The sequence below is a fragment of the Actinoallomurus purpureus genome, assembly GCF_024055795.1.
GTDB classification, from domain to species: Bacteria; Actinomycetota; Actinomycetes; order Streptosporangiales; family Streptosporangiaceae; genus Actinoallomurus; species Actinoallomurus purpureus.
This window is the reverse complement of record NZ_JAMXMY010000011.1, coordinates 1-13462: the sequence shown is the minus strand read 5'-3', so window position 1 is coordinate 13462 and position 13462 is coordinate 1. Positions and strand designations below refer to the sequence as shown.

At 69.2% G+C, this 13462-nt stretch carries 13 protein-coding genes and 1 tRNA gene; 8 read left to right on the top strand and 6 right to left on the bottom strand.

Annotated features, from left to right (window positions below):
• Positions 1 to 346: 346 nt before the first annotated feature.
• The 4 genes from NE236_RS20955 to NE236_RS20940 all read right to left on the bottom strand — a co-directional run bounded on the left by NE236_RS20955 (position 347) and on the right by NE236_RS20940 (position 7006).
• Positions 347 to 3091 (bottom strand): bifunctional YncE family protein/alkaline phosphatase family protein, encoded by a 2745-nt coding sequence (locus tag NE236_RS20955; protein ID WP_252843743.1) that lies wholly within the window; start codon positions 3089 to 3091, stop codon positions 347 to 349.
• A 3-nt stretch (positions 3092 to 3094) separates the two neighbouring features.
• Positions 3095 to 4450, bottom strand: coding sequence for an ABC transporter permease (locus tag NE236_RS20950; protein WP_252843742.1), 1356 nt, complete (start codon positions 4448 to 4450; stop codon positions 3095 to 3097).
• A gap of 65 nt (positions 4451 to 4515) precedes the next feature.
• Entirely contained in the window at positions 4516 to 5478 is a 963-nt protein-coding gene (locus tag NE236_RS20945; protein ID WP_252843741.1) for an ABC transporter ATP-binding protein, read from the bottom strand.
• Between the two features lie 364 nt (positions 5479 to 5842).
• Positions 5843 to 7006 (bottom strand): membrane-associated oxidoreductase, encoded by a 1164-nt coding sequence (locus NE236_RS20940; protein ID WP_252843740.1) that lies wholly within the window; start codon positions 7004 to 7006, stop codon positions 5843 to 5845.
• Positions 7007 to 7673: 667 nt separating this feature from the next.
• Between NE236_RS20940 and NE236_RS20935 the strand changes: the two genes are divergently transcribed.
• From NE236_RS20935 to NE236_RS20920, 4 genes are all read left to right on the top strand, one after another.
• Complete coding sequence (locus NE236_RS20935) at positions 7674 to 8030, top strand: hypothetical protein (RefSeq protein WP_252843739.1); 357 nt, start codon at positions 7674 to 7676, stop codon at positions 8028 to 8030.
• A 105-nt stretch (positions 8031 to 8135) separates the two neighbouring features.
• Positions 8136 to 8399, top strand: coding sequence for a DUF7161 family protein (locus NE236_RS20930; RefSeq protein ID WP_252843738.1), 264 nt, complete (start codon positions 8136 to 8138; stop codon positions 8397 to 8399).
• Positions 8396 to 8644 carry a hypothetical protein gene (locus NE236_RS20925; RefSeq protein ID WP_252843737.1) on the top strand — a complete coding sequence of 83 codons (249 nt, stop codon included), beginning with the start codon at positions 8396 to 8398 and terminating at the stop codon, positions 8642 to 8644. Before NE236_RS20930 ends, NE236_RS20925 begins: the two co-directional genes overlap by 4 nt.
• A gap of 418 nt (positions 8645 to 9062) precedes the next feature.
• Positions 9063 to 9290, top strand: coding sequence for a hypothetical protein (locus NE236_RS20920; protein WP_252843736.1), 228 nt, complete (start codon positions 9063 to 9065; stop codon positions 9288 to 9290).
• 138 nt (positions 9291 to 9428) lie between these two features.
• On the opposite strand, the gene NE236_RS20915 is transcribed toward NE236_RS20920, so the two are convergent.
• Positions 9429 to 9884, bottom strand: coding sequence for a peptidoglycan-binding domain-containing protein (locus NE236_RS20915; RefSeq protein ID WP_252843735.1), 456 nt, complete (start codon positions 9882 to 9884; stop codon positions 9429 to 9431).
• A gap of 267 nt (positions 9885 to 10151) precedes the next feature.
• Between NE236_RS20915 and NE236_RS20910 the strand changes: the two genes are divergently transcribed.
• From NE236_RS20910 to NE236_RS20895, 4 genes are all read left to right on the top strand, one after another.
• Positions 10152 to 10433, top strand: coding sequence for a hypothetical protein (locus NE236_RS20910; RefSeq protein WP_252843734.1), 282 nt, complete (start codon positions 10152 to 10154; stop codon positions 10431 to 10433).
• Positions 10434 to 10537: 104 nt separating this feature from the next.
• Positions 10538 to 12511 (top strand): DUF4132 domain-containing protein, encoded by a 1974-nt coding sequence (locus tag NE236_RS20905; protein ID WP_252843733.1) that lies wholly within the window; start codon positions 10538 to 10540, stop codon positions 12509 to 12511.
• On the top strand, positions 12511 to 12903 hold the full coding sequence (locus NE236_RS20900) for an alkaline phosphatase family protein (protein WP_252843732.1): 393 nt from the start codon (positions 12511 to 12513) through the stop codon (positions 12901 to 12903). The genes NE236_RS20905 and NE236_RS20900 overlap by 1 nt, the downstream gene beginning before the upstream one ends.
• A gap of 239 nt (positions 12904 to 13142) precedes the next feature.
• Positions 13143 to 13215 (top strand) — tRNA-Glu (locus tag NE236_RS20895).
• 33 nt (positions 13216 to 13248) lie between these two features.
• Here NE236_RS20895 and NE236_RS20890 read toward each other — a convergent pair.
• A partial coding sequence (locus tag NE236_RS20890; RefSeq protein ID WP_252843731.1) for a hypothetical protein occupies positions 13249 to 13462 on the bottom strand: 214 nt, incomplete at its 5' end.

The window sequence follows — 13462 nt, the reverse complement described above, 5'->3', positions numbered from 1 at the left end:
GAAGGCGCAAGTATCTCAGCCGCTAAGGGAGGGACCAAGAGGTTTCCGCTCTCTTCAGGCGAGTAGCAGCCTCGGGGTGCTGCGTCCTCCCTGCCCCGTCACCACCGATCAAGCCGCCAACTCCCCGGCGCCCGCGCAGCCACAACCCCCACTCCCACCGGTGCCGTTGACCGTACAGTCCGCGGTCGTGATGAGGGTGTCGCAGAGCGGCCGGGCGAGGCGGGGACGCTAGCGAGGTAAAAAACGCTTCGGCACGCATTCGGAACAGGGCCGGCGTCGCGTGGCGATTCAGCGCGCCTGAGCGGCCCGCCGGGATCCCGGCGGGCCGTCGTGTGAATCGTGCGGGTCAGTCGTGGTCCGACGACGGGATGTAGGCGCCCGGCACCTGGTCCGGCGCGTAGATCTTGGTCTCACCCGGGTAGGGCTTCGTCCACCCGTGCGCCTCGTACCACGAGAAGTGGTTCATCTGCTCGGGGTTGGCGGAGTCGGCCTTGGCGTTGGGCCCGGTGAACGGCTGCTTCGCCTTCCATGCCTGCCACTTCGCCGCTACCGGCTGCTCGCCCGCGGGCACCTTCGCCGATGGCACGGCCGCGGCCCTCGTGTTCTGCGGCGCCGGGGTGTCCAGGCCGCAGCTCGGCGGGGTCGACAGACCCAAGGTCAGCGAGGTCCGGTTGGGCAGAGCGGTGAACGGCGTGTCGTCGGGCTTGTTGGTGAACGCCCCGCTCATCGGGGTCGCGGCGCTGTCCTTCTGGTTCATCGGGTGGACCCCGAGGATCTGCTCGATGGTCCGGATCATCGTGATCTGCGAGTAGTAGTGGCTGTCGACGGTGCCGTGCTTGGCCCAGGGGCTGATGATCTGGATCGGGGCACGGTGGCCGTCGACGTGGTCGGTGCCGGCCTGGGAGTCGTCCTCGACCACGAAGATCGCGGAGTCCTTCCAGTACTTGCTGTGCGAGATCGCGTCAACCACCTTGCCGGTCGCGAGGTCGTTGTCCGCGACCTGAGCGGGCCCGCTCGGCGGACCACCGGTGTGGTCGTTGGAGAACCAGAACATGTTCAGGTTCGCCGGCCCGTTCTTCTCGAAGTCCTGCTTCCAGATCTCGTACTTGTAGATGTCCGGGACGCTGGTGTCGAAGAGCGGGAAGCCGGGCACCGACACCTTGTTGAGCGAGGGGATCGCCGAGCCCGTTTGTATGGGGTAGGCGGTGTTCTGCCCGGTAGCCGCCATGTTCTTGGCGTCGCAGTACAGGTTCTGCCAGGACGCTCCGGTCGGCTTGCTCTCGAACGACTGGAACTCGCCGTAGTCCTTGACGGACTTCCCGACCGCCTGCGCACCGGTCCAGAGGAAGCCGGTCCGCTGGTGGCCGAGAGCGTCGTCCTCGGTGTCGTAGCTGCGCGTGTACTCACCGGCCGAGGACTCGGTGTACTCCGGGTCGTCGGCCTGCATGAGCCAGTTGTGACCCTCGGCGGAGTTCGTGCCGATGTCGTAGGTGTTGTCGTACAGCCCGAACTGCTTGGCCAGCGCGTGCTGGTTCGGCGTCACGTTCTCGCCGTACTGGGCCAGCGCCGGGGCGCCGTTGCCCTGCGGGATGTCACCGTAGACCTGGTCGTAGGTCCGGTTCTCCTTGACGAGCAGGAAGACGTGCTTGATCGTCGAGGGGGCGCCGAGCCGCTGCGGGACCGCCACGGCGTGCGCGGAGCGGCCCTTGGCCTGCTCGACGTCGTTCCTGCCCCAGCCGTTCTGCTCGAAGACCTTCCTCGTGTAGGACCTGATGGTTCTGTCGTCCGGCAGTTTGAACCGCTGCAGGCTCGAGGTGGTGTCGTGGGTGCCGTGCCCGGCGGCGGTGGTGGGGCGGCGGGCGTCGATACCACGGGTGTTGGAGACCAGCACGTCGTCGCCGACGGTGGTGATCTCCGCGGGGAAGTAGTCCGTCGGGAGCAGGCCGACGTAGCTGACCGGCTCCAGCGGCTTCGTGTACCGGTAGACGGCGACGGCGTTGGCGCGGCCGAGCGTCACCAGCAGGTGACCGTCGTCGGTGAGCGTCACCGCGTCGGGCTCGTAGCCCACCGACGCCTCCGGCCACGGCCGGGTGGCGATGGTCTGGACGACCTTGTTCTTGGCCGTGTCGATGACGGACACGTCGTTGGTGGCGGTGTTGGTGACGAACAGCGCCCCGTCCTTGGCGTACAGAGCGGTCGGGTGCAGACCGACGTCGATGCTCGTGGCGGCGGCAGCCGGGTTCGCCAGGTCGATGACGCTGACCGTGCCGGTGGTGGTGGCACCGGTCACCGGGTTGGCCGGCACCTGGGTGTTGTAGGAGTTGATCGTGGTGTCGCCGGGCTTCGCCGGGCGGCCGCCCTCGTTGCTGACGTAGAGCTTGTTGCCGACCAGCGCCACACCACGCGGGGCGTTGCCCACGGCCCAGCTCTGCTGGATGGTCCCGGTCGCCGCGTCGATGGCGACCACGCGGTTCTGGCCGTTGACGGCGGAGTACACGGTCTTGCCGTCGGCCGAGAACACTGCCCGAGCCACCAGCGCGTGCTTGGGCCCGTCCACCGGGATCTTGATGGACGTCGGGTTGGCGAGGGTGCCGTCCGGGTTCACGGTGAACTTGGTGTAGCCGTCGGACTGGCCCAGCCACAGCTGCGAACCGTCGGGCGAGTACATGGGGCCTTCCTGGCCCACGTCGTTGCCGCTGATCTTCAGATCCGCAGCCTTGTTGTTGCCGACGAGCTGCTGCACCTTCCAGTTCTTCAGGTCCACGATGGCGAGCGCCATCCCACCGTCGGTGATGGAGGCCGCGACGTGGGTGCCGTCCGGGCTGACCGAGGACGACATGATCTTGCCGTTGTTGATGACGAGGCGCTCGCCGATCGGCTTGATGTACTGGTCGCTGGACACGACCAGGCCCTTTTTGGTGGTCTGGCCGACCTGATCGGTGCCGAACACCTTGGTGGAGGCGTACGAGACGCCTCCGCTGGTGATGGCGAGAGCTGCGGTGCCGGCCGCCACCAGACGGAACCGGCGGCCGGTGAGTCGACGGAAGAGCCCGAGCGGGACCTTCTCGACACGCTGGCGGGTGACGTGCATTGATCAATCCTTCGAGGTGCTTGCGAGCAGGTCGACGTTCCCGTCGAACTGCCACAGGGGGTTAGGTGCGTCCCCGGTCGGGGTGCGCACCTGGAAGTAGCCGTTCACCTCCTTCGGGCCGTCTCCGTCGGCGACGTACCGCCCGTCCGCGGTGACGTCGAGCTGGTAGATGGCGGTGCCCACGGCGGTCGCGCCGGGGAGGTGCCAGGACACGACACACCGCCAGTCGTTGCCCGGTCCCTCGTCGAGGACCCGGTCGCCGCCCTTGTCACAGGACGCGGTGGCCCGAAGCTGGGCCTCGGTGACGTCGGGGCGATGGAGCTCCCGCGTCTGCAGCCGGTAGAGGTGGGCGTACGCCGTGGCGAGCGAGTCCTGCACCTTGGCCTGCTCGATCCCGGACCCCTTGGCCGGGGTCGCGACGCTGACCACGACGGCGGTGAGGGCGACCAGGCCGGCCAGCGGCAGCGCCCCCGCCACGAGGACGCGCCGGCCCGACCCGTCGTACGCGAGGTCGGTGAAGTCGCGGCGCAGGAACAGACGGTAGGCCAGCGCGGTGGCGACGCCCGCCCACGCCAGGCTCACCGCGAGGCCGATGAGGAGGGGGCCCGCCTGCACCGGGCTGGTGAAGAGCCCCCGCCAGGCGAGGAAGGCGTGGCTCGGCAGGGCCAGCCGCACGGCCACCGGCAGCGGGAGCAACTGCGCGAGCTGCAGCGCGAACGCGAGGAGCGCGGGTACCAGCAGCCCCATCGTGGAGCGGCCGAGGGCCACCGAGCCGAGGAGGCCGATCGCGGCGAACGCCAGCGTCGGCGCCAGCACGCAGGCCCACGCGAGCAGGACCGTCCCGGCCGCGCCCGCCGGGGTGAGGAGATGGCCGTCCAGGCCGACGAGCGGTCGGTCGCCGACCGCGGCCAGGCCGCCGGCGATGCCCGATCCGGTCAGTCCGGCCACCAGCAGCAGGAGCACGGTGAGGGTGGCGAGGCCCTTCGCCACGAAGATCCGCCTCGGCGAGCGGACCGCCACGAGGAGGTGGCGCCAGGTGCCCAGCCGGTCCTCGGCCGCGAAGACGTCGCCGGCGACCAGCGCCGTCAGCAGTGGGAGCGCCCAGCTGCGCGAGAAGTCCAGCACGACCAGCGCCCCCGCCCAGCCGGTCGCGTGCATCCAGCGGCCGAAGACGGTGTCGGCGGGCAGCTGGCTCTGCAGGCTCACCGCGGCCACGAAGCCCGCAGGGGCGATCCAGCAGGCGAGCAGCAGTACGCGGATCCGCCACTGGGAGAGCAGCTTGACCAGCTCGAACCGGTAGCCGCGCAGCACCGGCGCCGGCCGGGCCTCGACCGAGGATGGGGCGACGGTCGCGGTCATGAGGCCTCCTTCGTCGGCCTCATGACCAGAGGTGCTGTGCTTATCGGTTCCCTCGCTTCGCTCGGTCACGGCACGTCCTTCTCGTCGGTCTGCCCGGCCCCGGTCAGGGCCAGGAACGCGGCCTCGAGCGGCGCCACCACCGGCGCCAGTTCTCGTACCGCCACGTCGGCCCGCACCAGCCGCACCACCAGCTCCTCGATGGCCGGCACAGGCCCGCGGACCACGAGTACGTCGGCGTCCGGCCGCTCGACGCGGTCGCGACCGGTCGCGACGCGGAGCCCTGGCGTTTCCAGCGCCACCCGGTGGGCCGCTGCCGGGTCGGAGGTGAGCAGCCGATAGTCGAGCTCGCCGCTCTCGGCGGCCAGCTTGCTCACCGGCCCGGAGAAGACGACCCGCCCGGTGGCGAGGACGGTGACCTCGGAGCACAGTGCAGCGAGGTCGTCCATTCGGTGGCTGGAGAGGACCACCGCGGTCCCGTCCGCGGCGAGCTCGGTGATGACGCGGTGTACGTGGTGCTTGCCGGCAGGGTCCAGACCGTTGGCCGGCTCATCGAGCACGAGCAGTCGTGGTGTGGTGAGCAGCGCGGCGGCCAGCCCGAGCCGCTGGCGCATGCCCAGCGAGAAGCCCCGGATGCGGTCGTCGGCGACGTCGGTGAGCCCGACCTGCTCCAGTGCGTCGTCGACACCGGCGGTGCGACCGGCGTCGTACCCGCGCAGTGAGGCCAGGGCCGAGAGGTTCTGCCGCGCGGTGAGCGACGGATAGAGCCCGGGCCCGTCCACGAAGCCCGCGACGCCGTCGGCGACGGCGAGCGTCCGACCGACCGGCGTACCGAGGATCTCGAGGCGGCCGCCGTCCGCGACCGCCAGGCCCAGCAGCAGACCGAGGAGCGTCGTCTTGCCCGCGCCGTTCGGGCCGACCAGGCCGTGGACCTGCCCGCTCGCCACGTCGAGGTCGACGCCGTCGAGTGCGACCACATCACCGAAGGACTTCGTGATCCCGCGACCCCGGACTGCGGGGCTCCTGTGCATGTCGGTCTCCCTTGGCTCGATCTTCGGCAAGAGGAAACTAGAGATCGCGGTTTGCCTTGGGGAGGCGCGCAGTCGAATTTTGGGCAAATGACGCAAAACCCGCCGATATGGCGCTCAATCCGGCGATCGCACGGTCGCAAGCGTCAACGCGCTCGCGCCCTGGATCTCACCCGGTGCTGGGGCGAGGTGGCTCAGCGCGTGCCAGCAACGTTCACTTGGATACCGGGCGATTTCTGTCCGGTGTCCGTTCTACGGTCCGACTCACCACATGTCAGAACCGAACGGGAGCCTGCCGTGCATTTCGCTTCGATCCGCATCATCATCACCGACTAACGACTCCCCGAACGAGACCCTCCGGCGTCGGTCACTGGCGGCTCACGCTGCGGGTGATGCCGGCGACCACCGTCGTCGCCAGGATCCAGCCCGCGGCGATGAGCAGGTAGGCGAACCACTGGTAGGCACCGTGTGGGAGGAACGCCTTCTCCTGACCGAAGTCGATGATCGGCAGCAGCAGGTCGAGGGTGTAGACCGCCGAGTCGAAGTCCGGCGCCTTGCCCGGTTCGACGGGCCGGGGATGATGCACCCCGTAGACCACGCTCCCGAGAACGAGCAACGCCAGCAGCCAGGCCATGGCCCGTGTCGGTCGGTAGCCGTAGCCGACCGTCGCGTCCTGGACGTGGCCCCAGAGCTTGGCGTACCAGGGCAGTGTCGTGCGGTGGCGGCGCTGCTTGGCCAGTTGCACAGCGCGCGCTCGCGCGTCGTCACCGACCCGCCGATATGCGGCGGCGAGCTGTTCGTACGCGTGCGGCACATAGCCGTCCTCGTCGCGTTCGAGCAGTTCCAACCGCTGGTCGGCGGACAGAGACGGGGCGAGTGAGCTGTAGGTGAGTCCGTCGAGTTGAACGTGGGCGGGCCACGTCTCGGGAGTCGCATCGATCATGTCGAACTGGGAGCGACGAAGGTCGACCGAGCCGTCGATCGGTGCGGCGTCGTGTAGCGAGAGTTCGCCGATGGTGCAGCTGTTGACCTGCAACGCGACCCCGCTGGGGTTGGACAGGTGAGCCTCGCTGAGATCGAGTTTTCCGGGGATCTTCGCCCCACGGAGATTGACCATGCCGTCGGTGCGGAGACGCTGAGCGCTCAGGTTTGATCCGATGGTCAGAGTTTCGGCATCCAAAGCGGTGCGGCCTGGCTCGCTCAGGCGTGCGTCATCCAGGTTGATGGCTCTGGCGATCGTGGCTCCGGCCAGCCGGACCTGTCCGTCGACCCTCAGGCCAGGCCCCCATACGTCGTCACCGATGGTGGCGTGATTCAGCTGCAGAGTCGGCTTTCGCTCCAAGTCGTCGTAGGGTTCGTGGCCCAGCCAAGCATCGTTGATGAAGAACGCGCCGGAGATCCTGGCGCCCCCGAGCCGTACCTCTCCAGGGATGCGGCAGCCGGTGATCCGCAGGACGCCGTCAACGCGGATGGTCGCGGCGTCGAGGGTCGGGAGGTAACACTCGGTCAGGTTGAGCTGGCGGACTTCCATGCCGTACAGGATCGGGGCACGCTCGAAGTAACAGCCCCAGAAGCGAACGGGATGAGGGACCGTTGCGTACCTCAGCTTCAGCTGGCCGGAGATGCGCACGCCCGCCAGACGGAGTGCCGCTGTTTCCCCCTCAGCAGGGCGGCTGTTGAGAAGGAGCTTTCGGATCACCTCTGCGCGTACGGTGCGGTCCGGACCCCAGGAACGGCCTTCTTCGGCCTTTCCGTCGCCGGCGTCGGGGGACTCGACGGCTCGGCCGCGTGAGAACGCATCCCATACTTTGCGCTCGAAAGGTGTCAGATCGGGGATCTTCATCGGCCGGACCTTCTCGCGGCGACGGCCATCATGTCAACGGACCGTGCCAGTAGAACATGTGGGACAGGACCGGCACCACCCTGTGGGTGAGCACTCCTGAGCGTCCGGAAGAGCTGAGGACGAAGGTCTTCGGCGAGCGCACGATCTATGACAACCCGTGGGCCCGCCTGACCTTGGTCGATATCGAGCCGCCGGATGGCCTGCGTTTCGAGTATCACGTTGTGCGGTTTCAACCTGAGAGAGCGGCGTCAGACCGTTACGCGTATGGGCACTACGTAGCTATGTAAAAGTGCGCCCGCGCTCGGTCAGACCTCCATTCGCTGCGCGGTTCACAGGTCGGCCATATGATTCCGGGATGGCAGATGCACGAGGTGAAGCAGCCGGGCTGCTGCTGGTGACCGTCGGTGGCGTCCAGCAGGTGACGACAAGCTTCTTCGGGATGGATCTCGTGCAGGAGGTGGCCCGCCTGCTCGGCTCGGAGCACATACGATCCACCAGGCTCGGCGACGAGTTGACCCTGTGGCACGCTGAGGACCGCACTGGGCGGGCCCGTTCGGGCCAGCCCAACCCCTCGGCGAGCCGACTCGCCGCCGAGCACGGCTCGCCGCCGGTCACCGGCCCCGCCGTCATCACCGGCCCGATCCTGTACGGCAGCCCTTATCCGCTGGACGCCGATGAGGCCGAGCGGATTGCGACCCGCCTGCGCGGATAGCGGGGGGTGAGTTCCATCATCGAGACCGGCACCGACTCCTATCGGCTCGCCCACACCGCCTGTTATCGGTGAAGAGATCTCCAAGGACGAGGGAGATATCAGCGCATGAGCGAGAATCAGGGCCCCACGCCGTTGCGCTACGGCCAGAGGGGCCTGCGAGGAAAGCTCGCCCGGGTTCTCGTTGAGGAACCCACCGATGAAATCGATTGGCCTGCCGACCTACCGGCCAGGATCGAAACGGTTGTCATCGTTGATGATGAACCAAACCCACATCACACATTGCGGGTTCACCCGCCGGACGACCCCACGCGCATAGCCTTGGTCGTGTTCGACCAGTTGGCGCTCTGCGAGGATTCGTCGGAGGCGTGAGGACGATGGACCCGCGACGTATCGAGCTCAACCGTCGGCACAGCCGGGAGATGGGTTTGCTGTTCGCAGCATTCCTCGATGCCAATCCAGATGTCGAATCCGAAGTTGCCGGAGCCGAGATGACCGCAGACCAAGAGGCCGCGTGGGAGGCCTGCAGCGCCGAGCTTCTTGGTCGGCATCAGGCCGAGCGATCCGCACTTGCGGCCGAAATCGAAGCCGAGCAGCGACGGCGCGGCGGTCTGTGACTGGCGGTGATGACGAACGCACCGCAACCAGGATTTGGATCGCAGCATCCGGCGTGGTGTGCCGACTCCGGAATCGCGCTGGTCTCCTACCAGAACACCTTGTACGGGTTTCGAATGACGAAGATCGCTTGATCGGTCAGAAACCATCGTGGGCCGCGATGACCGGCATGAGGGCCTGCTGCCCACGTTTCTGATCAGGACACGAAGGGGAATTCCGATCAAAAATTGCACAGTTCTGCTGGCCGCCGCGTCTCTGGGGATCGTGACACTGGGGGCGACGGCCTGCCGCGAGGATCAATCCGCCGCAGGCTCACCGACTCCGTCCGCGTCGCCGACCGCGAGTGGAAGTGCCAGTGCCGTGACGCCCTCGCCACTCGTTACGTCCCCCCGTGCACGCCCGTCGAAGCCGGATCCCACGGTGACCGGCTCCAACGTGATCATGATCGATCCGCAGGGGAAGAAGTACACCCGCCGGACGATGGTGCAGATGGCGGCCGGAATGGCCGCAACCCAGGGGAACCTCCCCTCCAATTTCTGTGCGATCTCGTACCGGCAGGGCGTTCAGGAGGGAGGCAAGTTCCCCGCGGGCCGGCAGGCTTTCATGGAAGCGTGTCAGGAGGGCGTGCGGCTGGCCCGGCGCAACTGAGCACCACCACGGCGGCGGGCACGCGGCCGAGAGCTCAGACCTCGCGCGGATGAGGGCCTTCGGTCGGCGAGTGCCGCTGACGCGTATCGTCGAGGGTTTTCGTCGTTCTGACTCCGAAAACCCTCGACGATCACGCCATCAGCCTCCGGTGCGGGAGATGAGCTGTCTCCAGGTGTCCGGGCCCACGACGCCGTCCACCACCAGGCCCACGCGGTCCTGGAAGCGCCGCGTCGCGGTGTCGGTGTCGGCGCCGAAGATCCCGTCGACCTGGGTGGAGGACTTGAGGTCGCGGTGCTTCAGCAGCTCGGTCTGGGCCGCCTTGACGACCTCGCCCTGGTCGCCCTTGCGGACGGTGGAGCCGAACGTCGTACCGTCGGTCAGCCGCTGCCAGGTCGCCGGGCCGACGACTCCGTCGATGGTCAGGCCCGTGACGTCCTGGAATCCCCGTACGACGCTGTCCGTGGCCGGTCCGAACACCCCGTCGGCGGCGAGCGTGCGCCACTGGTCGCGGGCGCCGCGCAGCAGGTACTGCAGCGCCGTGACGTCCGGCCCCGTGTTGCCCTGTCGAAGGACCGGCCATGCCTGTTCGGTCATGCGATCCACCTCCCCATGGTGGGTTGGCCCGCTGTTTCGCGGGACATAGGGGAGACGCTCGACCGACCGGGAGAGTTTCGGGTGGCCAATGGCAAATCGCCATTCGGTCAGTAGTTCGTGGCCATTCTGGCAGGGCGGTCTCATGCGGACACGCGAGCGGGCCGATCGGTTCACGTGGGGTCCGTCTTCGGCCAGACGGAGGCGTTCTAAGTCGAATCAGCGTAGAAACGGCGTGTTGCCCCGCCTTTTACGCTTATGAGGAGACGAATGCTCAAAAGAATTGCGGTGACCGCCGCCTCGGCCGCGGTGCTGGCCGGTGGCCTCACCGCCGCCACCGGCACCGCCCAGGCGGGCATCCAGGGGTCGGGGTACGGCGTCCAGCGCTGTCACGCCCACAAGGTCTCGCACACCAAGCACTGGACCTGTGTGACCCCCGGTTCCTACTGCCCGGCCGCCGCGCACGGCCATTACGGGTATGCGGTGAAGACCAGCAGGAAGTACCGCTGTGTCCGGTATCCGAACGGCCGGTGGCGCTGGAAGCGCGCCTGAGAGCCGCGCCGCCGTACGCTCGCTCCGGCGATGCGTACGGCGGCCGTCGCCGCGTCCGGCCGCGGGCGAGGAATTCTGTCATTGCCGCATGCCAGGATCCCCTCATGTCGTTGAGAACGCTCATCTCCGTCCACGTGGGGAACGTTCCGGAATCCGGCGGTGAGGACCGCGCGCCGACCGCCGAGCCCGTCCCCACCGGGCGGGTCGTCGCGGCCGAGGACGCGCTGGCCGGGGTGCTCGACGGCGACGCGCGTGCGGCGCTGGCCCTGATCAGGGCCCGGAGTTTCGGCTCCCCACCCGACCGGGACGACTGGGAGCGGCTGGCGGACTCGGCCTACGCCGGGTTCGCGCGGGCCGTGCTGGAGACCGCCGCCGCCCGTGCCGCCGCGATCCAGGCGGGGGAGATCCCCTACGTCGCGGACAAGGCGTTCACGGCCGAGGAGGTCGCGGCGCTCGGCCGGGCGTTCCGCGTCGCCCTGCTCCGCGACGACACCTGGCTGCCGGAGCTGCTCGACCGGTTGCTGCCGGCCGTCGCGGTCGCCCCCACACCGGCCCGTACGCTGCCGTCGCAGGCGCTGGTGTTCGAACTGGCCCGGTCGGCCCAGGAGTTCCCGACGCCCGAGGCGGCCGCCGCACTGCGCGCCGTCCGGGGGATCGTCCGTCACGCGGGGGTGCCCAAGCAGCTCGACCGCAGCCTGAAACGGATCGACGCCGCCCTCGCCGACCGCACCGAGGTCGCCTTCCGGCTGCCCGACCTCGGATTCGGGCCGGACGGCGTGCACCGCCGCGTGGTCGGCGAGTACGAGGCGCGGGTCACGGCGGGCGATGACGTGACGCTGACCTGGCACCGAAGCGACGGGCAGGCCCTGCGCGGGGTGCCCGCCGCCGTCCGGCGCGACCACCCGGCACGGCTGAAGGAGCTGCGGCAGCTCGTCAAGCGGGCCCGCGCCCACCTCACCACCCTCACCCGGGCGCTGGAGGGCGCGCTGCTCGCCGAGTCCGGGCAGGCGTACGGCCGGTGGCGCGCGGAGCAGGCCGGGCACCCGCTGGGCCGGTCCCTCATCGAACGCCTGATCTGGGAGGTCGAGGTCGCGCCCGGTGAATGGCGCGCCGGCCTGCCGGTCGAGGGCGGCCGGCGCTTCCTCGACGCCGCCGGCGAGCCGTGGGCCGCGGTGGGGGAGGACTCCGCCGTCCGGTTGTGGCATCCTGTTCGCGCGGCGCCGGGTGAGATCCGGGCGTGGCGCGACGAGCTGACCGAGCGCCGGCTCCGGCAGCCGTTCAAGCAGGCGTTCCGGGAGATCTACCTGCTCACCCCGGCCGAGCGGGAGACCCGGGTGTACTCCAACCGGTTCGCCGCGCACATCCTGCGCTACCGGCGGCTGTACGCGCTGTTCAAGGCCCGCGGGTGGCAGGCGGGGATGCTCGGCCCCTGGGACGGCGGGCACGAGGGCGAGGCGACCCGCGTGCTCCCCGGGCGGCGCTGGCGGGCGCGCTTCTTCGTCGAGTACACCGACCTCACCTGGCAGGAGGAGCTCGCCGCCACCGACCAGGTCCGGTTCGAGCGCCGCACCGGCGACGGCTGGCGCGAGGCGGCCCTGGAGGACGTGCCGCCGACCGTCTTCAGCGAGGTGATGCGCGACGTGGACCTGTTCGTGGGGGTCACGTCGATCGCCGCCGACCCGGAGTGGACCGACCGGGGGGAGGACCGCTTCCGCGACTACTGGCACCGGGCCGGCTTCGGTGACCTGAGCGCCTCCGCCGAGGTCCGCCGCGACGCGCTGGCCCGGCTGTTGCCCCGCACCCGGATCGCCGACCGCGCGGAGCTGACCGGCCGGTTCCTGCGCGTACGAGGGTCGCGGCGCACGTACCGGATCCATCTCGGCTCGGCCAACATCCTCATGGAGCCGGACGACGCCTACCTGTGCGTGGTCGCCTCGTCCGGCGGCGCCGCGGACGGGCTGTTCCTTCCGTTCGAGGACGAGCGGTTGTCGCTGATCCTCAGCAAGGCGTTCCTGCTCGCCGACGACGCGGGCATCACCGACCCGGACATCCTCCGGCAGATCGAGCGGGGCGTGTGATGGCGAGCGTGACGTTCCGGGACGAGACCGCGACCGGTCGGCGGCTCGACGAGATGTCCCTGCCCGGCCTGCCGGACCGGGTCACGGTCCGCGACCTGATCCGGACGCGGGTGCGCGAGGAGGTGGCCCGGCACAACGCGCGGCCGTCACGCCACTTCCGCGGCCTCGTGCGTCCCGACGACGCGGAGGCGGAGCTTAATGGCTACCGCCTGCGCGAGCCGAGGGCGATCGACTGGGAGCGTCAGGCCGACCTCGCCGAGCGCGCGTTCCAGCGCAACGGCTTCTTCCTGCTCGTCGGCGACCGCCAGGCCGACGACCTCGACCAGGTCGTCGAGCTCGGCGTGAACACGGAGATCGTCTTCATCAGGCTCGTCTCGCTGGTCGGAGGTTGATCCCCTTCTGCCCGCCGCGTGCGGTTTGGCGTCGTTGTGATCACCCGGTACAGTTGAGGGGTCGGCAGGCAGGGACGGACCGGTCCGGACCTGACAGGTCGGCAGGGTCCTCCGGTGACATCGGAAGTGACCCGCTTCTCATGTAAGGCCCGGGTCGGCCGAAACCCGGTTCGTGCAAGAGGAGAACGTCCGCTAAGCTGGGCGTCGCCCGCGCGGGAGACCGAGCTGGCGAGACATGAGGTCCCGTCGTCTAGTGGCCTAGGACGCCGCCCTCTCAAGGCGGTAACGCCGGTTCAAATCCGGTCGGGACTACAGCAGGTCGAAGGTCTGATCACCCCAGGGTGGTCAGACCTTCGACGTTTTCCAAGGGGCCGGCGGACCAACGAAGGTCGCCGGCGGAGCGGTCGGCGCGACGAGGCCGTAGACGCCCATCCCGCAGAAGCGAGCGGCGACCACGCCGATGACCACGTCGCCCATGCCGTCCGCCCGCCGTGTGGATCGTCCGGACCACCCCAGTAGCCGGATCGGCGGGACGTCGATGACCCAAGGGGTCATCGAC